Below are 21,027 nucleotides of genomic sequence, written 5' to 3' on the forward strand. Positions count from 1 at the left end.
CCAATTAGGGGCCCGTTACGGTGGGCCCGATTCCCCGGATTACTTGTTATCGAAAAAGACTTTTTGGGCGGCCTGCATCGTGGCCACCTTGACGTGGGCATAGGTTAACCCGCCCTGCATGTAAATGGTATATGGCGGGCGAATCGGACCATCCCCGGAGAATTCGATGGTCGACCCGGAGACAAACGTCCCGCCGGCCATGATCACTTCGTCCTCATACCCGGCCATGTGCTCCGGGATCGGAGTGACAAAGGAATCCACCGGCGAACTGGCCTGAACGGCTTCCGCGAACTTGATCATGTCGGCCGCGTTGCCAAAGTTGACGGTTTGAATCAAGTCAGTCCGCGGTGCATCCCACTTCGGGTCAACGTCCAGGCCAAGACTATCGAATAGAGCGGATTCGAAAATTGCGCCCTTAATGGCGTTGCCAGTGGTTTGCGGGGCAATAAAGAAGCCCTGGAACATATCCGCGAGCCGACCCACGGTGGCCCCTTCGTCGCCGCCGATCCCCGGCACGGTCAACCGATAGCTGACCCGTTCGATCAAGTCTTTCTTCCCGACAATGTAGCCACCGGTCTTGGCCATACCGCCGCCAGCATTCTTAAACAGCGAGCCGGCCATAATATCCGCGCCAACTTCCAGTGGTTCGACGGTTTCAGAAAATTCGCCATAGGCGTTATCGACAAAGATCCACACATCCGGCTTCACTGCGCGCACGGCCTTGATCATTTCTTTGATCTGGCTCACGGTGAAGGACGGCCGGGTGGCGTAACCCCGCGAGCGCTGGATCGCGACGACTTTGGTGTGTTCGCCGATGCGTTTTTGCACCGCTGGTACATCCACGCTGTTGTCTGCCTTTAACGGCACATAATCTGCGCCGATGCCGTATTCCTTCGGGCTGCCAATGCCGTTGCCAGCCATGCCCAGAACTTCTTGCAGCGTATCGTAAGGTTCGCCGGTGATGTACAAAATCTCATCGCCGGGCCGGACCAAGCCGAGCAGCGCGACCCCAATGGCATGGGTGCCGGAAACAAGCTGCGGCCGCACCAAGGCATCTTCGCCGCCTAACACATCGGCGTAAATGGCCTCCAGCACGTCCCGCCCTTCATCGTTATGGCCGTACCCGGTGGAGCCGTATAAATGGCTTTCCGCCACGTGGTGTTTTTGAAACGCCCGCAGTACCTTGGCCTGATTTTGCACGATCTGATCGTCGATCTCCGCCAAGCGCGGGGCAATCTTCTTATCCGCCTGGTGCATCAGCGCGACCAGTTTTGGATCAAACTCATCTTCCCAATTTTGCATAATGTATCGCCGCCGGCCCAGGGTGCGATTTTAACCGCCATGAAAAAAGCCCTCTGAAAAAATTCAGAGAGCACCACAACGGCTATGCAACCCGGACCCAGCGACGTCTTACCCTCCTTAGGGCTAAGTATAGAGGATAGGGACCGGTAAAACCAGTGTTCCACGTGGAACAAGCGCTTTATTCGAAGCGGCTTTTTTCCCGATCCAGCACTTGATTCAGCCGTTCCGTCACCGCCAACAGCACAATGGCGAAGAAAAGCAGATACAGCGGGAACAACGCCATACTCACCCGGCCAGCGAGCCAGCCGAACAGCGGCGGCATGAAGACCGTGCCGAGATACGCCGCTGCCATTTGCACCCCGATGATCGCCTGGGACCGATTGGCCCCGAAATTCGTCGGCGTGGCGTGAATAATGGCCGGAAAAATTGGTGCACAGCCTAACCCGGCAATGATCAATCCGGCTAAGGCCAAGGGTGTTGGCAATGGGAGCACGATCAGGGCGATGCCAGCCAGCGCTAGAATTGCGCCCCAGCGAATCAGCCGCCGGTCCCCTAGCCGATCGGCGATGAAGCCGGAAAGAAAGCGGCCGCCGGTGATGCCCAGATAGAAGAAGGACGCAAAACTGGCAGCGGTATCCACAGCCACTCCGCGGCTTTGGACTAAGTAGCTGCTGGCCCAAATACCCGCGGTCTGTTCCACGGCGCTGTAAACGAAGAAAGCCGTCAGTACAAAGGGCACGCCGGTAATGCGGATGATCTGGGCCAGGTGCAGCGGCGCCGTGGCGGGCTGAACGGGCGCAGCCGCCGCAGTGGACGCGGGCTCTTTACCCTGGCGCCACAACGGCAAGGTCACCAGCAGCACCGCGGCGAGACCCACCTGCAATAAGCCGACGATGCGATACCCGCCGGTCCAGCCTTGGCCACTGCTCAACGCAAAACTCATGATGTACGGACTAATAGCCGCCCCCACGCCCCAGAAACTATGGAGCCAGCTCATATGCCGGGCGGCATAGTGCAGGGCAACATAATTATTCAGCGCGGCATCCACCGCCCCGGCGCCCATGCCGTAAGGAATCGCCCACAAACACAGCTGCCAAAATTGCCCGGCTAATGAAAAGCCCAGCAAGGCCACCGCCGTCGTCAAAACACTCACCGCGGTGACCAGTCCCGCCCCAAAGCGGTGGGTCAGCCGGTCTGACAGGATGCTGGATACAATGGTCCCGCCAGCGATCAGCATGGTGATCAGCCCCGCCGCTGCAATCGGCACCCCCAGCGCGGTGTGCATGACCGGCCAGCCAGCACCAATCAAAGAATCAGGCAAGCCCAGGCTAATAAAGGCAATGTAAATGATGGCTAACAATAACGAGTACAATTTTCTCCCACTTTCTCCCCAATTTGAAAACGTATTCGTCCATTATAGCGGATTAATAGACATCGCGATAGGCACTGAGCGGTTGGCCAGCGGCGGCCAAAGTGGCCAGCAGCCCCGGAAATTTCGCCAGATAACTCTGCCGGTCTTTTTTTAATTCCCACGGAACAATGGCAAACAGCCGCGCGGCCGCCCCTAACTCCGCTGGCGTCCAGCGGAGATGCAGGTTCACCGAAGAAAGCATGTGCCGCCGATTATCGATTAATGAATCCGCTATCATTGCCAAGCCCAGGCCGCGCAGATGGGTGATCAGTCCTTCCGTGGCTGTATACACAGCGGCCGGATCCTTGGTCATCAGCGTCTCGGCCATACGCTGCAGAAACTGCAGCATGATCTGATCATCCATTCGGTCACTGGCCAGTGCTTGGGCCTGTGGGACCAGCCGCAACGCGGTATCCGGCAAACCGCCCAACAGGGAAAACATGGTTTTGTTGAAATAAAGAGTGTAGCGCAGACGCTGTACCCCAGGCATATCCGCCATGTCCGCCAATTGCGCCGCCAGTTTTTTGGTCAATCGATCATACGCGTCCCAGGGCAGTCTAGCCGCAATCGTCATCAGCGTCTTGATCTGGTTCACGGTGAAAAACGGGCGGCCAAGCGCAAAGTTTTCCATTGCCCGCACCTCGCCGGGAGTCATATCAGCATCCAGCCACGTATTGAGTTTTGCCGCTACGGTGTCCAGCATGGCCGTTTGGGGTGTGGGCGGCGCGACTTGGGGCTGGCGCTTTTGCAAGCGGTATTGAAACTCCGGCAGCGCCATATCCAGCCGATCCAACACCGTCAGCAGGTGCTCAGCCTTGATGTCGGTTTCCCCAGCCTCCAGCCGGATCGCCTGCCGCCGGCTCAAGACGTTTTGATAAAGTCGGGCTTGGGTCAGCTCTTCGGCTTCGCGGAGTTCTTTGAGCAGCGGACCAATCTCGTGTGCCATTTTCGTCACCTTTCTCTCGTCAGATCATTATACCCAATCGGTTGGCCTCAAAGAAAGAAACAACGGTTAATTTCCAGGACACCAAATAAGCAATCGCTTACATTCGTGGCATAATTAAAGTGTTGAAAGATGTTGCGCGGCAAAAGAAGAAGGTGGCGGACATGATTCTTGGCATGATTGCCATTATTATGATGAGCCTGATCGCCATGGCCCTAGTCTATTTCACAGACGGCGGCTGGATCATTTACGGTAACCGGCTCGTGCGGACCCTGCGCCGGGACGAGACCCGAATTACCCGGTACTTCCGCTTATTGTTCAGTCGGTAAGGACGAGAGAAAACGCCTGACCTGGTTTTTGGACCGGTCAGGCGTTTTTCTTTGTTGTATGATAGAAGTATTAACTATCCGAGAAAAGAGTTGTTCATTCATGGCAATTGGCCCAGTACTGAAACAAGCCCGGCAGGATGCCGGCCTCACCCAGGCCCAAGCGGCTCAGGATATTTGTTCCCAAGCTATGCTGTCGGCCATTGAGCACGATCAATACACGCCGAATGCTGCGCTGCTGATTGCCCTGTGCCAGCGGCTGGGCTTGAGTTTGGATGCAATCACCCTGGCTAATAACTTTGCCATTGGCCAGCGCACTGATTTTAATCAAAAAGTTGCCCAATTGTGCGATGCCCACGAATATCAGCAGCTCCTGACTTTTCTGAACCGGGACGCCGTCATCGACAGCATCGCCGACGGGGCAGAGACGCAGGCGTACTATTACTATCTGGCCGTCGCGGAGTTCCAGGGTGCCAAAGACTGGGATGACGCCCAGCAAAATCTGCAGCTGTCCCTGGCCAGCGCCACGCGGACCAAGGTACCGCCGGTGCTGACCCGACTGGCGAAGATCAGCGCGGCCTATATTGCCATGCTGAAGAGTCAGCAAGTGTCGCCGGCGATCCAAGCCGATATTGATGCGGCCTTGAAGGGGATCACCAAAGCGCGTTACGATGAGAACCTGAATATTATCTTCTACTTGGCGGCGTTGATCTTTTATCACGATCAGCAATATACCGAAAGCGCACGGTTATTAGCCGCAGGGATCCACTTTACCACGGCCCATAATTCCCACTACATGTTAGCTAACGCCTATTACTTGCTGGCTAAAGTGGCGGAAGCCTTGGGTCAGGCGGATGCCGCCAATGATGCCCAGCGCCGGTCCGAATTGTTCAACGAACTGTTTGGTGAAGAGGTATTCAGCGACTTTCCAGAACAATAAGGGGGACTGCGCCATCACTGCACTTTTTGACCGGGGGTATATCGCCGTGCGCGATGCCACCCAAAACAACTTGCAACACGTTTCGCTGAAGATACCCAAATACGCCATCACCGTCTTCGCCGGTCTCTCCGGTTCCGGCAAGTCATCTTTGGTGTTTGACACCATTGCGGCCGAATCTCGGCGAGAACTGAACGAGACCTTTCCCAGTTTCACCCAGCAGTATTTACCAAAGTACGGCCAGCCCCACGTGGGCCAAATCGACCACTTGCCCGTCGCCATCGTGATCGAACAAAAACGGGTGGGGAAAAACGCCCGCTCCACCCTGGCGACCTACACAGGAATTTATTCCTTGCTGCGCTTGCTGTTTTCACGCATCGGCAAACCGTTTATCGGGTATTCCGATACCTTTTCGTTCAACTTGCCCCAAGGGATGTGCCAAACCTGTCAGGGATTAGGTTATGTTGATGATATCGACGTCCACCAGCTGATCGACCCGAATAAATCCTTGAATCAGGGCGCGATCACCTTCGTCAGCTTCGGTCCTGATACCTGGCGCTGGCGGCGGTATGTGAACAGCGGTCTTTTTGATAACGACAAGCCGCTGAAGGACTATACCAAAGAGGAAATGGACACACTCCTTTATGCCCCGCAGCAAACTATTCCCCATGCGCCCGCCAAATGGCCCCGTACCGCGCTGTATGAAGGCGTCGTACCGCGGATCAAGCGGTCGATCATCGGTAAAAAAGAAGCGGAACACCATCAGGCGGCTTTGGCGAAAATCGTTACCCGCGTCCCTTGCCCAACGTGTCATGGCACCCGGCTGCGGCCGGAGGTCCTGACTAACAAGATCAACGGCACAAATATTGCGGACGTGCTGGCCATGGATCTGGTGCACGTGCAACAGTTCTTGGCCGCCATCACTGTCCCGCTGGCCCAGGATGTGGTCCGGGAACTGCAAGGCAAGATTGGCTCTTTGATCGATATCGGGCTGGGTTATTTGACCCTGGACCGGGGCACCAGCTCTTTGTCCGGCGGCGAAACCCAGCGGATCAAGATCGCCAAATTCCTCACCAGCGCCCTGGTGGATATGGTCTACATATTGGATGAGCCCAGTGTCGGCCTGCATCCCCACGATATTGAGCTGATCAAAAAGGCCCTGCGCCGGCTGAAGGAAAAGGGCAACACGATTTTGATCGTTGAACACAATCCCGAGCTCATCGCGCTGGCCGATTATGTGGTCGAAATCGGTCCCGGCGCTGGGACGTTTGGCGGCCAGGTGACTTTCACCGGGACCTATCCTCAGTTATTGGCTGGTAATACCCTCACCGGCCGCTTACTGCAAAAGCCGCTCGCCTTCCGTCACCCGCCCCGGACGGCCAAGCAGACGATCCCATTGCGGGACGTGACCGTGCACAACCTCAAACGCGTCGACGTGGACGTGCCTTTGGGCATCGAAACCATCATTTCCGGCGTGGCCGGCTCGGGGAAGAGTTCGCTGATGGCGGCCCTGCGGCAGCACTTGCAGGACGGCTACATTGACCTGGCCCAGGGTGAAATTGGGGCCAACATCCGCTCCACCCCGGCCACGTATCTGGATATTTTGGACCCGATCCGCAAAGTCTTCGGGGCCGCCAACCACGTTTCCACGACCTGGTTCAGTTACAACGGCCGCGGTGCCTGCCCGCTGTGCAAGGGCAAAGGCGTCACCATCACCAATATGGCCTTCATGGATCCTGTGGTTCAGGTATGCGAACAGTGTCATGGCAAACGCTACAATGATCAGGCCCTCAGCTATTTGTATCACGGTAAAACCATCAGTGATGTGCTGACCATGCCGATTACTCAGGCAATCGATTTCTTCGCCGATATCCCGGCGATTCATGCCCCGCTGGCAAATATGGCTCGCGTCGGCCTAGATTATCTGACACTGGGCCAGCCCCTGACGACCCTGTCCGGGGGCGAAAAACAGCGGCTCAATTTGGCGGTGCAGCTGAATAAGACCGGTACGGTTTATCTGCTGGACGAACCCACAGCCGGCCTGCATATGCAGGATGTTGAAAAGCTGCTGACGCTCTTCGATGACCTCGTCGCCGCTGGCAACTCGCTGATTATTGTCGAGCACAATCTGCAAGTAATTTGCCAGGCGGATTGGTTGATTGACGTGGGCCCCGATGCCGGGATTTATGGCGGGGAAGTACTTTATTCCGGCACGCCTGAAGGAGCCATGGCCCAGGCCGATTCTCGGACTGGGGCGGCGTTGCAGGCGTATAACGCCAACCGGACATAAATATCAGTATTCTGATTTTAGTCTAGCATCCTTTTTTCGTATGCTGAGTTCATCAAATCAAAGGAGCTCATCATTATGAAAAAACTATTCACGAACGTCGTTATGGCGAAGGCCAGCAAGGAACAAGTCTTAACGATCCTAGAAAATCCAGAAACCCTGCTGCAATGGGTCCCTGAAGTCCAAACCGTGACCCAAGCAGCCAATGCCTTCACCGTCCACCGCTCTGGTGCCGCCTTGAATCAAACCGAACACATCGCCGTCGGGAAGACCGCTAATCAGGTCGTTTATCGGAGCACCGAGGGGCGGGTCGCTTACGATTTGATTTTCGACCTGGCTGGTGAAGCAGGAGGCACAACGATTACCGAAACGGTTTATCTCGATGAAACAGCGGTGCCGCACCTGCCGCTGACCTTGCTGGCCCCCATTGCCAAGCACGCGTTCGGTGAGAATCTAGACCACTTGGCTGAGTTAGCTGAACGTTTATCCTATACCAATAGCTAACTCAGTGAATGGCGTTTCCTGCCATTACAACATATCAAAAAGTCTGCCAGGAATTATTTTCTTGGCAGGCTTTTCTTCATTCATAGGGTGTTACAAACACAAAATACTGGGGTATCTGTTGGTGATAGGCAGTGATCTGCCCCTCAATAATTTCGTGCCAATGATTATATGCTTTTTGGAAATGCAGCAGCTGAAAATAGTGCAGCGTCTCATTGAAAAGTGCCCGAGCCTTGTCCTCATGGCCCTCGTGGAGCGCGATCCACCCTGCCATCGCCGGTAAACGGAGCGCGGACTCCGCGTTGTCTTCGGTTTCGCAAAACAATTTGGCCAAGCGCCACGTTTGCCACGCTTTGGCCAAATCATGGCGGACGATGAAGCCAGTAATCGCTGAAAAGTAGACGTTGCAGATTTCGCTGGCATAGCCTGGCAGATCGGCCATCAGTTGGACTTTCTTCCCAACGTTGTGCAAAAGCCGCCAGCTGACATCCACGGGGAATGCCCGAATACACTCTTTGAACAGATTCAGCTCATATAATCCCCAATCGTCAACCTGAGTCAGATAATATTGAATACCTTTGGGATAATTTTGGGAATCACGGTCCTGCTGAGTCTGATAAAACGAATCCAGCTGCACTTGCTGCGCAAGCTGTAAATTGTAATGATGACTGTTTTCTGCTGCCAGCTTGTCCAGCCGGGCAAATAGATCTTGCGCACTGATATGCTGGCCATGGGCGGCAATGACCGTTTCAATACTGCTCATTTTTCGGTATTCATGGATCTTTTGCCGAATTGGCGACCGCGTCGTCCCTTGACGCTTAAGTTGAAATTCATCATAGGTCACGCCAATTTGGTCCAGTAGATGGACGAACCGTTCGATGGAAATGTGACATTGATTCGTTTCAAACTGACCAATTAAAGACACAGAATTCATTTGATCAGCCACTTGCTTGAGGGTCAATCCTTTGCTGTGGCGAAAATAGCGAAATGCTTCCCCATACGTCATCATAGTCGTCGCCTTCTTTTCCAATATACTGGAATTGTAGCACACGGTCCCCATTTCCTCACTAGAATTAGGGCAAAAAGATGAGGAGACGATAACATGACGCTGAAAGATTATCTTGTTCGATTAAAAGGGCGGTTCGTCGTCTGGATCGGTATTTACGGCCTATGGGTCTGTGCGCTGACTAGCAGTTCGATCTTTGAAGGCAATGCCTTAACAGCTTTGGCCAAGTTCAACATTGCCGGGTTTCTCAGTGCGGCCGCGATTTACATTGGTACGAACCTGGTGGAAGCGGCCCTTTCGGCTGGCGCCATCGTTTACGGTTATCACCTGCAGCGTCATCTGAATAACGCCATTCGCAGTGATATTGCCGATAACTTCACGCGAATGTCGTATCCGGAATACCATCAGCGATCCGACGCTGTTTATACGTCGTGGATGACCAACGACATCAACACGTTGGACCATCAAGGGATGATCAACATGGGGTATCTGTTGCAAGCCAGCTGGCAGATCGCAGCGAGTGCTTTGGTGCTGTTTACGTATAATCCCACCTTAATCATTTCCACGGCGTTATTAGCGATTCTGTTGCTCACGGTCCCGTTAATTTATCGAAAAAGATTAAGCGCCGCGGCGGCAAAATGGAGCCAGCAAAATGAGCGGCTGACCAACCAAATTACGGATGTACTGGAAGGATTCAACACCCTATTTATGGCCAATCGCCGCAATCTGCTGGTCCAGCGCATTTGGCATGCGTCAGACGAAGCCGGCCGGGCTAATTATCAGTACATCCAGTTCGATATGTTGACCCAATTTGCCATTAACGTCGTCAACCTCGCGGCCCAAGTCACCCTCTTAGTGCAAGCTGGTTTGCTGGCCTATAATCGGCTAATTCCTATTGGAGCCGTGCTCACCATCCACAATTTAGCTGGCAGTACCTTCAGCGGACTGACCCTCATGAGCTTTGCGCTAACCACAATTAAATCCGTCAAACCGATTTTAGAAAAATTCGCGGCCGCCGTTGTGCCAGCACCAGCCAAGAAACAGACTGTCGCAGCGTTGACCAATGCGATCCAATTAGATCACGTGACCTATCATTACCCGGGAAATAATCCAGCGATCCTGCAAGACTTCAACCTGACCGTGCCCGTGAATCAAAAGCTCGCCATCGTTGGGCCATCGGGCAAGGGCAAGTCAACGATTCTCAAATTACTAAGTGCCGCGCTGCCTGATTATCAGGGGCGGCTAACCTGGGATGGCCAGGATTATACGCACTTGGATGCTGATACCCTGCGCGATCAGCTCACGTATATTGATCAAGCACCCTATATTTTCAATGATACAATTCGCTTCAACATTACTTTAGGGAACACCGTCAGCGACAAGGAACTGCAAAAGGTCATCGCCGAATGCCAATTGACCGATTTTGTTACTCAGCAGCCTAACGGGGTGGACACAGTGCTCGATCACAACGGCACCAATATTTCCGGCGGTCAGAAGCAGCGGATCGCCTTGGCGCGCGGTTTAATTCGCCACAGTAAAGTCATTATCAGCGATGAAGGGACTGCTGCGCTGGATCCGAAAAACGCAAGCGCCGTGGAGCAATTGCTGGTGAACCTGCCAAATACGACGCTGATCATGGTCACCCATAATTTGCGGCATGAAATTAAAGCCCGTATGGACCAAGTCATTACAATCTAACGCGGCAAAAACGACCTGACATCCATCATGATGCCAGGCCGTTAGTGATTATAATTGTTTTTCTAATTCAGCCGTCAGCCGCTTATATTGCGTCGCCCAAGTCTGATTACCCTGTCCAGCCCATTTTGTGAGTTCTTTTTCACGTAATGGGTTGTTCGTGGTTAGCTTCTTCGTCTGCGGATTACAGCGCCAAATCATTGAATGTGCATCTGCAGGCACGTAGGCCGTTGTCAATTTCGCCGCTTTCAGCCAAGCTAGATATTCCTTAGCGGGGTATTGGGCAGCCTTTCTCATCGGCAGTACAATCGTGCTGCCGATGGTGGGAATCGGAATCTGATTATTTTGCGTCAAAACCGGCTCATCATCAGGAATCGTATTGTCATGATAGATTGAGCCTTTATCATACTGGCCATATGGCTGGAACCCGCCGGGCAGAATTAACCGAATTTCTTGCTTAGCCAACTGCTTTTTGCCGGTCAATACTTTTTGGACCTGCACTGTGAGCACCGTCATTGGTTTACTGCCCATTTGTACTGAGGCTTGCTGCCAATCAGTGACGTAGGCGCGTACTGTCGTAGTCTGCGGGTATTTCTTCAGCTTAGCCAGCGATTCGGGCAGGAGGGAAACCAGGTCATCCTGCGGATCATAGTTGATCGTCCGATACTGCCCATGGGCCTGCTTGAACTTGTCCAGATTATTGTCCGCCACCACGCGATACGTTGGCACTGTCTCGGCTTTTTGTTCCGTTTTAACCAGTGTCGGCTTATTCTTCGCCGTGGGTGTTTTAGGCGCGCAACCACCCGCCGCTAACAATACCAAAAGGGCCGCCGCCAGTACCCAACCAATTTTCCTTTTCATTCTGCCTCATCTCCCCATCTATACCAATATACGAAATTGTGAACAAAAAAACAACAGGAGAAATCATCCCCTGCTGCTGGCTAACGCTTCGCTTATCCAACCTTCGCAATCTTGCCCTGTTCAATATACACACTGAGAATCGCGACATCCGCTGGGTTCACTCCGGAGATTCGGCCCGCTTGGGCGATGGTCTCCGGCTGAATTTTGGTCAGCTTCTGCCGCGCTTCGGTGGCAATGCCGTTGATCGCATTGTAGTCAATGTGGGCCGGAATCTTCTTGGCTTCCAACCGGTGCAGCCGGTCGATCTTCTGCTGCTCCTTGGCGATATAGCCGGCGTACTTGATCTGGATCGTCACCTGTTCGATGACCCGCCGATCCACATCAGGATGGTCTGGCATAAATTGGGCCAGGTCTTCGTAGCTGACCTCAGGCCGCTTCAAGAAGTCGCTGGCGAGAATGCCGTCCTTCAACGGTGCGCCGCCCTTACTGGCGAGGAAGTCATCGACGGCTTGACCGGGCTTGATGCGGATACTATGCAACCGGTCCATTTCAGCTTGAATAGCCTGCTTTTTAGCTTCAAAGGCCGCGTAACGATCATCATCGATCAGCCCAAGCGCATGCCCTTTCTCCGTTAACCGCAAATCAGCGTTGTCGTGGCGCAGTACCAAGCGGTACTCGGCTCGGCTAGTGAGCAGCCGATACGGTTCATTGGTCCCTTTGGTCACCAAATCGTCAATCATCACGCCAATGTACGCTTGGTCGCGCCCCAGGGTGAAGCCGGGCTTGCCCTGAGCGCGCAAAGCCGCGTTGATGCCGGCAATGATGCCCTGGCCCGCCGCTTCTTCGTAACCGGACGTGCCATTCATCTGACCCGCGGTGAACAGATTTTTGACGTGTTTCGTCTCCAGGGTATGGGTCAGCTGCCACGGCTCGATCACGTCGTATTCAATCGCGTAGCCCGGCCGCATCATCTTAGCGTGCTGCAAGCCGGCCACCGTGTGGAGCATCTTCTGTTGGATTTCCTCCGGCATGGACGTGGAGAAGTCCCCGACATAATACTCGCTGGTGTCTCGGCCTTCCGGCTCTAAGAAAATCTGGTGGCGGGGCTTATCGGCAAAACGGACCACCTTGTCTTCGATGGACGGGCAGTACCGCGGGCCCACGCCCTTGATAACGCCGGAAAACATCGGCGCCCGCTTCAGATTGGCCCGAATGATCTTGTGAGTCTCCTCGTTGGTATAGGTCATCCAGCAGGACATTTGATCCGTCACGTAGTCCGCATCTTTCGTCGTGAAACTAAAGGTGTTGGGGGTCTTGTCCCCCGGCTCTTCCTGGGTCTGATCATAATCGATCGTGTTGCCGTTGACCCGAGGCGGCGTACCGGTCTTGAATCGGCGCAGCTTAAAGCCCAGTTTCTCCAGGTTTTCAGAAAGTTCAATGGACGGAATCGAGTTGTTCGGACCAGAGGAATACATTAACTCACCGATGATGATTTTGCCTCGGGAACTGGTGCCGGCGGTCAGGACCACCGACTTGGCCCGGTAGCGGGCGCCGGTATTGGTGACAATGCCCCGGCATTCGCCATCTTCAACGATCAAATCCGTCGCCATGCCCTGGCGCAGCGTCAAATTCGGCGTATTCTCCAGTGTGTCCTTCATTACCCGGTGATAGGCATTCTTGTCTGCCTGAGCCCGCAAAGCGCGTACCGCCGGCCCCTTGCCGGTATTCAGCATGCGCATCTGAATGTACGTGGCGTCAATATTCTTGCCCATTTGGCCGCCCAGCGCGTCCACTTCCCGGACCACGATGCCCTTCGCCGGACCGCCCACAGAGGGGTTGCAGGGCATGAAGGCCACCATTTCCAAGTTCAAAGTAATCAGCATGGTTTTTTGACCCATGCGGGCGGCAGCCAAGGCCGCTTCACTGCCGGCATGGCCGGCGCCAACGACGATCACGTCGTAGTCATCCGCTGTATATTCAGGTACAGTCACGTTTTTTTCCTCCTACTTGCCTAAACAGAATTGACTGAACAATTGGGTGATCAGTTCATCCGGCGCATTTTCGCCGACCACTTCGCCCATTTTCTCCCAGGCGGTGGTCATGTCGATTTGCACGAGATCCAAAGGCACCTCATTTTGCAAAGCGGTGATCACCTCGTCCAAGGCCGCCTTGGCCTGGGCCAGCAGCCCATATTGGCGGGCATTGGTGACCAGCACATTGCTCTGGGAATTCTCGATGCCTTCACCGAAGAATAACTTGGCAATGGCCGCTTCCAGCGCATCCAAACCTGCTGTTTTCAGAATCGACACCGGAATGATCCGACTGTCGTCAGTGACCAGCGCTTCTAAGTTCTCGGGATGCAGCGCCGCCGGCAGATCCGTCTTGTTCAACAGAATGATTCGTTTCTTATCCTGAGTGGCCTTGAGCAGTTCCCGGTCGTCGCTTTGCAAAGGCGCGCTGGCGTCCAGCACCAGCAAGACCAAATCAGCTTGGCCCAGCGCCTTCTTAGAACGCTCCACACCAATCTTTTCCACCTTATCCGTCGTGTGGTGAATACCGGCCGTGTCCACCAGCTTCAGCGGCACGCCCCGGACATTGACGTATTCTTCCAACGTGTCCCGCGTCGTCCCCGCCACGTCGGTCACGATCGCCTTATCCTCGTGAAGCAGGTAGTTCAGCAGACTGGACTTGCCCACGTTGGGCCGGCCGATGATTGCCGTCGCCAAGCCTTCCCGCAGAATCTTGCCCTGGTTGGCGGTCTTCAACAGCTGCACCAGATGATCCCGCACTTCCTGAGCCTTTTCCAGCATCATCTTGCCGGTCACTTCGTCCATTTCGTACTCGGGGTAGTCGATATTGACTTCCTCTTGGCCTAAGACAGAAAAGATATCCTGGCGCAGGTTCTTGATTAAGTGGGATAAATTACCGTCCAGCTGATCCACCGCCACCTGCATGGCCTTATCGGTCTTAGCACGAATCAAGTCCATCACTGACTCCGCCTGGGTCAAGTCGATCCGGCCATTGAGAAAGGCCCGCTTCGTGAACTCCCCGGGTTCCGCCATCCGCGCGCCCTGGCTCAGCAGCAGCTGCAGGATCCGGTTGGTGTCCACGATGCCGCCGTGACAGTTGATCTCGATGACATCTTCCCGGGTATACGTCTTGGGCGCGCGCATCACCGATACCATCACCTCATCAACGACGTCCTGGGTCGCCGGATCCACGATGTGGCCGTAGTTGATTGTATGGGTCGGCACGTTGGCCAAGTCTTTCCCCTTAAATACCCGCTGGGCCACTTGGATCGCCCCATCGCCGGACAAGCGCACGATCGAAATCCCGCCCTCACCAGGCGGCGTCGAAATCGCTGCAATCGTATCGTATGCCGTAATTGAATTTGCCATCGATTATTTCCTTTCTCGTACAGAGTGTTGTCAATCGGTATTTTTATGGAGTGCCGGACACTTCTAATTTTTGTAGAGGGAGTGCCAAGTGCGTAGCAAGCGGAGGCGGATGGGGCTCAGCCATGGAAACAACACGGCGGCTTTGCCGCCGATGTTGTTAGGCGATTTTGAGACTGCGCAGCAGGCTCAAAACGCCGTCATGGCGTTCCAGCCCCATCCGCCGCAGCTTGCGGAGCACTTGGCACGGCCAATTTGCCCAACCCTTCGGCAATAAAAAAAGCGCTATTGCCAATCACCCCCAGATCCAGAGACCCCCGGCGGTGATTGGCTAAAGCACTTTGACTACTTCAACCGATTTAATTTAGGACAATAATAGCACGGCGCCCCAAGTCTCGCAACTCAGGGCGCCGAAAAAATATAATAGCACTTTTCCGAAAACTAGATGACGCTGCCTTTCTTTCGCTCAATCACCACATACCGCTTGGGCTCATCGCCCTCGGAATGGGTGATCACATACGAATTATCGGCCAACGTCGCGTGCAGGACCTTGCGCTCAAACGACGGCATCGGGTCCAAGAAAATCGGCTGACCGCTGGCGATCACATCCCGAGCCGTTTTCACCGCCAGCTTCTCCAGAATCTGTTCCCGCCGCTCCCGGTAATTCCCGACGTTAAGTTCCACCGTATCGTGGCTGTGCGTCAGGTGAGAAAACAGGATCTGGGCCAGATACTGCAAGGAATTGATTGTTCGGCCATGCTTCCCGATCAACAGCCCCTCCCGGTCTGTCGCTAGGAAGAAAGTCCATTTGTCCCGGCCGGTTTTTTCAATCTTAACGGTGGTCGGCAGGGCCAAGGCGGTGGTGACGTTCACCACGTAGGCGGACACCTGCGCCAGAGCAGCTTCGATGTGCTGCTCCCGAGCGTTCGTCATCCCCGCGGCTGGGCGCGGGGATGGATCCGGCGGGTCATCCGCCAAGGCCATGGTGGCCGTACCGGCAGTCGCCGTGACCTTCTCCGGATTATGCCCCGGTAAATGCGGATGGGGCAAATCGTGATGATGGTGTTTCGGCGGTGCGGGTACCGCGATATTGAATGAATCTACGTTAATTTCGATCTTATTAATATTGACGACGGCCGGTTTACGGCCAAACCCCAGAAATCCCCGCTTCCCCTCGGCAATCACGTCGACGGTGACTTCATCCCGGGCTAAGCCTAACTCGGCTAAGCCATTGTCAATGGCTTCTTGTAAATTACGTCCTTCATACGTTGGCATATTCTTCTCGGTCCTCCTTTACCCTGGGCGGGCAAGTGCGGTCTTACCGCTTCTTGAACGCCCGGCGCTTCGCCTTGCGGAGTTGTTTCTCCTTTTCCCGCTTGGCCTTTTCTTTCTCCTCCATTTCCCGCTGCATTTGCCACGGGTTCTGGAGAACAAGGGTCTGGCCGATCTGGAACAAACTGGAAACAACCCAGTAGATGGAAACGGCGGAAGCGGTGATCCAGGCGAACCACAGCATCATGACCGACGAGAAAACCGTCATGATGGCCCCCATGCCGCCCTGTTGCGGCGTCGCCTTCATGGCGAGCCAGGAGGACAGGAAAGTGAAGATACCCGCCAAAATCGGCAGGACATGCCACGGATCAGGATCCCCAAGCTGCATCCAGAGGAACGTCCCTTGGCGCAGCGCGGTGGTCCGGAAAATCACTTGATACAGCATCAGCATGACCGGCAGCTGCACCAGCATCGGCAAACACCCAAGCATCGGGTTGATCCCGGCCTCGGAGTACAGCTTTTGCGTTTCTTCATTCAGCTTTTGCCGCGAATCCATATCCTTGCCCGGATATTTAGCCTGCAAGGCTTTGACTTCCGGCTGCAGCTGCATCTGCTTCTTGGTGCTCTTCGTCTGGAAGTGCATCAGCGGTAACAAAACGATCCGAATAATAATGGTAAATACGATGATGGCCCAGGCATAACTCAAATGGAAGTTATTGACCATCCAGAGTAAGAACTGTTGGAAATAGTAGATAACATAGCGGTCCCAAAAACCAGTTGAATTTTTGGTGACCGGACTGGTACCGCAGCCGGTCAGAACAACAACCAGCAGGGCCAGCGCGGCGAATAACAGAATGCGTTTGAGCGTCCGTTTCGTATGCTTGTTCACGTGACTAACCTCGTTCTTCTTGGTTTTGATTATCCTGATTTTGCGCAGGGTCGGCCAGCAGGCGGGCCAACGTTAACACATGGACCAAATTGCTTTTCGTTTCCGCCATATCTAATTCCTTGGCGCCTTTGCGGGCAATGACCAGGAAATCCATGGCCTGAGGTAATTCATTCTTCAGTTCGTATAAAGATTGCCGAATATACCGCTTTACCCGGTTGCGGTCGACAGCGGTATGACCAACTTTTTTACCGACACTGATGCCAACCCGAAAATGTTTCTGCCCGGGTTTGGCCAACTGATAGATCACAAAGTGGCGGTTGGCCACCGAATGACCGGCATCAAACACCTGCTGGAAATCTTTCTCCGATTTCACTCGATATGATTTGCGCAAAACGTGTTCCCTTCCTGGATCAGCAGGCCCGAGTGGTCTGCTGGTCGCCTATTCAATGGTGTGTTGCGGTGGTGGATGGAAGGCTGGGGGCCTTCCCTAAACGGTCTTCGGTCGACCAGCCGGACGGCAGCCTCCTCCGCTTAAACGGGCTCCGCCGACCAGCAGCTAGGGCATAAGACCGGCCGGCTGCGCCCTCTGTCTTCATAAAAAAACGGCGAAAGAGCACCACCTGGGGCCCTTTCGCCGTTTGGCTGGCGCAAAACGTCAAGCACGAGACTTGGGTAACGCCGTCCGTTGACTGCCGCAATTACGCAGACAGGACGCGACGGCCCTTGGCCCGGCGCCGTGCTAACACTCTGCGGCCGTTCTTGGTGCTCATGCGCTTCATAAAACCATGCACACGCGCACGGTGGATTTTCTTAGGTTGATAAGTACGTTTCGTTGACATCGATTGACACCCCCTCGGTCCATAGGTGACGCTCATCATACACTGATAAGCGTATTACTGATAAATAATAGCATATTTTAGAGAAGCCGCCAATAACGAATTGAAAAAACCGGTCAACTTTTTTCAGGAAACTAAGCAAACTGTTGTAGTACAGCCTGTGGATAACCTCTGGAAAAGTGATTTTCCATTCCCGCGAGTTATCCCCCGGTTACCCACCAAAAAATGACAATCCACAGCGTGTCTAAAAGTTGTCCACAAGGTTGGATAACCATCTGTGTATAACTCGCCAGTCCGTTTCTAGATAAGCTTTCTTAACTCTTCCAGTCTGTGGACAACTTTATTCAGCGGTCTGGTTTTCCCTTGTTTCCCCGGCCTGTGGATAACTGTTTATACACCCCTGTGCGGTTCTTTGGGAAATAATTATCCCCCTGTGGAAAACTTTCGGCCGCAATGCTAAAATGTTCAGCGTGACCCATTTAAGAAATACGGTTCAGGGGGGCGGCGCTATGGCCGATAATTTGGCCGATCTTTGGCAATACATCGATCAGAACTTTCAGGAAAAATTTTCTAATTTCAGCTACAAGGCTTGGATCGCCACTGCCAAGCCCGTGGCGATCCGCAATAATCAACTTATTATTAGTGTCCCCACGCAGCTGCATAAGGATTACTGGGAACGGCAATTAATGGTCCCGGTCGTCGAGCTGGTTTATCAATATACGCAGAAAGAACTCACGCCGATCATTCAAGTGGCCCAATCCTCCGACGATAATCCGGAAACTGCGCAATTCGGCAGTCCTGAGGAAACTGAAGAGGTGGAGAAGGACGAGAAGAATCCCGACTATCTGCGGGAAACGCATCTGAATGATAAGTATACGTTCGATACCTTCGTCATCGGCACCGGCAATCAGATGGCCCACGCAGCCGCGCTGGTCGTGTCAGAACAGCCGGGCCAAACCTATAATCCGCTTTTCCTCTACGGCGGCGTCGGATTAGGCAAGACCCACCTGATGCAGGCGATCGGGCACCAACTATTAAAGAACGATCCCCACGCCAAGGTGAAGTACGTGACCAGCGAGGCGTTCGTCAATGACTACATCACCTCGATCCAGACCCACCGGATGGAGCAATTCCGTTTGGAGTACCGGACCTGTGACCTGCTCATGGTGGACGATATTCAATTCTTTGCGGAAAAAGAAGGGGCCCAGGAGGAGTTCTTCCATACTTTCAACGAACTGTACAATAACCATAAGCAGATCGTGCTGACGAGCGACCGCCTCCCCAACGATATTCCGAAGCTGCAAGAACGACTGGTATCCCGCTTCAAATGGGGCCTGTCCGTGGACATTACCCCGCCAGATCTGGAAACGCGAACGGCGATCCTGCGCAACAAAGCCAACGCCGAACAGTTGGATATCCCCGATGATACACTGGGCTACATCGCAGCGCAGATCGATTCCAACGTCCGCGAACTGGAAGGTGCGCTGGTCCGGGTACAAGCCTTTGCCCAGATGAAGAAGACGCCGGTCACCACCAGCTTGGCGGCCGACGCCTTGAAGGGCTTAAAGGCCACGGCCACTGAAGAAATTCCCATTAGTCGGATCCAGCGGATCGTCGCCCGCTACTATCACGTGACTGTCCAGGAACTGCAAGGGAAAAAACGGGTCAAGGCGATCGTCAATCCCCGGCAGATCGCCATGTACCTGGCTCGGGAACTGACGGATAATTCTCTGCCGAAAATCGGTCAGGAATTTGGCGGTCGGGACCATACGACGGTGATCCACGGCTACGATAAAATCGCCGGCGAATTAAAAGATGACCCGGCTCTGCGGGACAGTCTCAACGAATTGAAGAGTATGATCCGGGAACAGGATGGGGATAACTAAGCGACTTTTCCAAAAAGTTATCCACCGGTTGTCCACAGGCTAAAGCGTTGCTAGGCTACGGCTGCGGATAGTTATCCCCCGAATACACAGGCCCTATTACTATTACTATAAAATCTTTTATAATAATAAAGGGCAGCGCCGCTGGCGCAGGAAAAAAGGAAGGATGTAGACGTGATGAAGTTCACAATTAATCGTGATGTTTTTATCAAGACTCTCAACGATGTTTCACGGGCCATTGCCACTAAAACGACCATTCCGATCTTAACTGGGTTGAAGCTCACTCTAGATCAGGAAAAGCTGACATTCACCGGCAGCGATGCGGATATTTCCATTGAGGCCAGTATCCCCGTGAGCAATGATGCTGCGGATCTCCAGGTCGCTGAACCAGGGAGTATCGTCCTGCCGTCCCGGTTCTTTACGGAAATCGTCAAGCGGCTGCCGGAAAAAGACATGACGATTGCCGTTACCGACACGCTCCAAGCAGTGATCACGTCAGGCCAATCAGAATTTACGATCAATGGGTCCAACAGCGATGAATATCCGCTGCTGCCGGAAATTGCGGATGATCATGCGTTGCAATTACCGGCTGATGTGCTGCGCGAAGTAATCGGGCAAACCGTTATCGCCGTATCGACCCAAGACAGCCGGCCCATTCTTACGGGGGTGCACATCGTGATCCATGATGGCGCGATGCTCGCCGTGGCTACTGATACCCACCGGTTAGCCCAGCGGATTGTCCGCCTCGAAGGCGCCGGCGATGCCGATTACGACATCAATGTTCCTGGCCGCAGCCTAGTGGAACTAGCCCGGACGATTCCGGACAGCGTGGACACCATTGATGTCCGCATCGCTGAAAACCAAGTCCTCTTCCTCTTAGGCAACACCGCCTTTTACTCCCGCTTGCTGGAGGGCAACTATCCGGATACCCAGCGGCTGCTGCCCACTGAGCACACCACGGCGATGACTGTGGCCGCTGCTTCCTTCCAAGCCGCTATTGAGCGGGCTTCCCTGTTATCCCACGAGAGCAGGAACAATGTCGTCCGCTTAGTTTTGACGCCGGAGAAGAACACAGCGGTACTGTCCAGCACATCGCCAGACGTCGGCACGGTTCAGGAAGAGATCGCGTTCAAGGCCTTGACGGGCGACACCCTGGATATTTCGTTCAACCCGGACTATATGAAAGATGCCTTGCGGGTTGTCGGCCAAAGCGACGTCACCATGGACTTTACATCCGCGCTGCGGCCCTTTACGATCCAGCCCACAGAAGATACCAGCCAATTCATTCAGCTGATCACGCCGATTCGGACCTTCTGATCGGTCCTTGACCAATCCTTCCCCATCAGGTTTTCCTGGTGGGGATTTTTTTGTCCACTGATCGGAGAAAATCGGTGGGACCCCGTGTATTTCGCCCAGATTTTCGTTCTGAGCGATTTTACTCATTTTTGACAAGGCACACTATTAAGCAAAAAGACGCCGGAAA

Annotated in this window: 18 protein-coding genes; 7 read left to right on the forward strand and 11 right to left on the reverse strand. The window is 54.0% G+C overall.

Annotated features, from left to right (window positions below; all coding sequences use genetic code 11):
* Positions 1-39 precede the first annotated feature (39 nt).
* The 3 genes from FMM01_RS12540 to FMM01_RS12550 form a co-directional block, all read right to left on the reverse strand.
* Positions 40-1,302 carry a methionine gamma-lyase family protein gene (locus tag FMM01_RS12540; RefSeq protein WP_150392747.1) on the reverse strand — a complete coding sequence of 421 codons (1,263 nt, stop codon included), beginning with the start codon at positions 1,300-1,302 and terminating at the stop codon, positions 40-42.
* Positions 1,303-1,480: 178 nt separating this feature from the next.
* Positions 1,481-2,674, reverse strand: a complete 1,194-nt coding sequence (locus FMM01_RS12545) for an MFS transporter (RefSeq protein WP_150392748.1) — start codon at positions 2,672-2,674, stop codon at positions 1,481-1,483.
* 52 nt (positions 2,675-2,726) lie between these two features.
* Positions 2,727-3,659, reverse strand: a complete 933-nt coding sequence (locus tag FMM01_RS12550) for a helix-turn-helix domain-containing protein (protein ID WP_150392749.1) — start codon at positions 3,657-3,659, stop codon at positions 2,727-2,729.
* Between the two features lie 161 nt (positions 3,660-3,820).
* Between FMM01_RS12550 and FMM01_RS16330 the strand changes: the two genes are divergently transcribed.
* From FMM01_RS16330 to FMM01_RS12565, 4 genes are all read left to right on the forward strand, one after another.
* Positions 3,821-3,985: a hypothetical protein gene (locus tag FMM01_RS16330; protein WP_186810274.1), complete on the forward strand. Its 165-nt coding sequence runs from the start codon at positions 3,821-3,823 to the stop codon at positions 3,983-3,985.
* 100 nt (positions 3,986-4,085) lie between these two features.
* Positions 4,086-4,922, forward strand: coding sequence for a helix-turn-helix domain-containing protein (locus tag FMM01_RS12555; protein WP_027828931.1), 837 nt, complete (start codon positions 4,086-4,088; stop codon positions 4,920-4,922).
* Between the two features lie 13 nt (positions 4,923-4,935).
* A complete protein-coding gene (locus FMM01_RS12560; protein ID WP_223850075.1) occupies positions 4,936-7,209 on the forward strand; it encodes an ATP-binding cassette domain-containing protein in 2,274 nt (757 codons plus the stop codon).
* 75 nt (positions 7,210-7,284) lie between these two features.
* Positions 7,285-7,710, forward strand: a complete 426-nt coding sequence (locus FMM01_RS12565; RefSeq protein ID WP_223849942.1) for an SRPBCC family protein — start codon at positions 7,285-7,287, stop codon at positions 7,708-7,710.
* A 76-nt stretch (positions 7,711-7,786) separates the two neighbouring features.
* On the opposite strand, the gene FMM01_RS12570 is transcribed toward FMM01_RS12565, so the two are convergent.
* Positions 7,787-8,716 carry a helix-turn-helix domain-containing protein gene (locus FMM01_RS12570; RefSeq protein ID WP_150392751.1) on the reverse strand — a complete coding sequence of 310 codons (930 nt, stop codon included), beginning with the start codon at positions 8,714-8,716 and terminating at the stop codon, positions 7,787-7,789.
* 93 nt (positions 8,717-8,809) lie between these two features.
* Between FMM01_RS12570 and FMM01_RS12575 the strand changes: the two genes are divergently transcribed.
* The gene (locus FMM01_RS12575; protein ID WP_150392752.1) at positions 8,810-10,411 is read left to right on the forward strand and encodes an ATP-binding cassette domain-containing protein; all 1,602 of its coding nucleotides are present in this window, start codon (positions 8,810-8,812) and stop codon (positions 10,409-10,411) included.
* A gap of 48 nt (positions 10,412-10,459) precedes the next feature.
* Here FMM01_RS12575 and FMM01_RS12580 read toward each other — a convergent pair whose 3' ends face one another.
* From FMM01_RS12580 to rpmH, 7 genes are all read right to left on the reverse strand, one after another.
* Positions 10,460-11,269, reverse strand: coding sequence for a hypothetical protein (locus tag FMM01_RS12580; RefSeq protein WP_150392753.1), 810 nt, complete (start codon positions 11,267-11,269; stop codon positions 10,460-10,462).
* A 92-nt stretch (positions 11,270-11,361) separates the two neighbouring features.
* A complete protein-coding gene (gene mnmG / locus FMM01_RS12585) occupies positions 11,362-13,260 on the reverse strand; it encodes a tRNA uridine-5-carboxymethylaminomethyl(34) synthesis enzyme MnmG (protein ID WP_150392754.1) in 1,899 nt (632 codons plus the stop codon).
* Between the two features lie 12 nt (positions 13,261-13,272).
* Positions 13,273-14,667, reverse strand: coding sequence for a tRNA uridine-5-carboxymethylaminomethyl(34) synthesis GTPase MnmE (gene mnmE / locus FMM01_RS12590; protein WP_150392755.1), 1,395 nt, complete (start codon positions 14,665-14,667; stop codon positions 13,273-13,275).
* 438 nt (positions 14,668-15,105) lie between these two features.
* Complete coding sequence (gene jag / locus FMM01_RS12600; protein ID WP_063516629.1) at positions 15,106-15,939, reverse strand: RNA-binding cell elongation regulator Jag/EloR; 834 nt, start codon at positions 15,937-15,939, stop codon at positions 15,106-15,108.
* Positions 15,940-15,982: 43 nt separating this feature from the next.
* A complete protein-coding gene (locus FMM01_RS12605; protein ID WP_150392757.1) occupies positions 15,983-16,825 on the reverse strand; it encodes a YidC/Oxa1 family membrane protein insertase in 843 nt (280 codons plus the stop codon).
* A gap of 4 nt (positions 16,826-16,829) precedes the next feature.
* Positions 16,830-17,216 (reverse strand): ribonuclease P protein component, encoded by a 387-nt coding sequence (gene rnpA, locus FMM01_RS12610; RefSeq protein ID WP_146993910.1) that lies wholly within the window; start codon positions 17,214-17,216, stop codon positions 16,830-16,832.
* A gap of 307 nt (positions 17,217-17,523) precedes the next feature.
* Positions 17,524-17,664 carry a 50S ribosomal protein L34 gene (gene rpmH / locus FMM01_RS12615; protein ID WP_081674917.1) on the reverse strand — a complete coding sequence of 47 codons (141 nt, stop codon included), beginning with the start codon at positions 17,662-17,664 and terminating at the stop codon, positions 17,524-17,526.
* 506 nt (positions 17,665-18,170) lie between these two features.
* Here rpmH and dnaA point away from each other — a divergent pair.
* A complete protein-coding gene (gene dnaA, locus FMM01_RS12620) occupies positions 18,171-19,547 on the forward strand; it encodes a chromosomal replication initiator protein DnaA (RefSeq protein WP_027829256.1) in 1,377 nt (458 codons plus the stop codon).
* A gap of 174 nt (positions 19,548-19,721) precedes the next feature.
* Complete coding sequence (dnaN, locus tag FMM01_RS12625) at positions 19,722-20,861, forward strand: DNA polymerase III subunit beta (protein ID WP_063516631.1); 1,140 nt, start codon at positions 19,722-19,724, stop codon at positions 20,859-20,861.
* The last annotated feature ends 166 nt before the right edge of the window (positions 20,862-21,027 follow it).

Origin of the sequence: Schleiferilactobacillus harbinensis, assembly GCF_008694105.1 — a bacterium.
In the GTDB taxonomy this organism is placed as follows: Bacteria; Bacillota; Bacilli; order Lactobacillales; family Lactobacillaceae; genus Schleiferilactobacillus; species Schleiferilactobacillus harbinensis.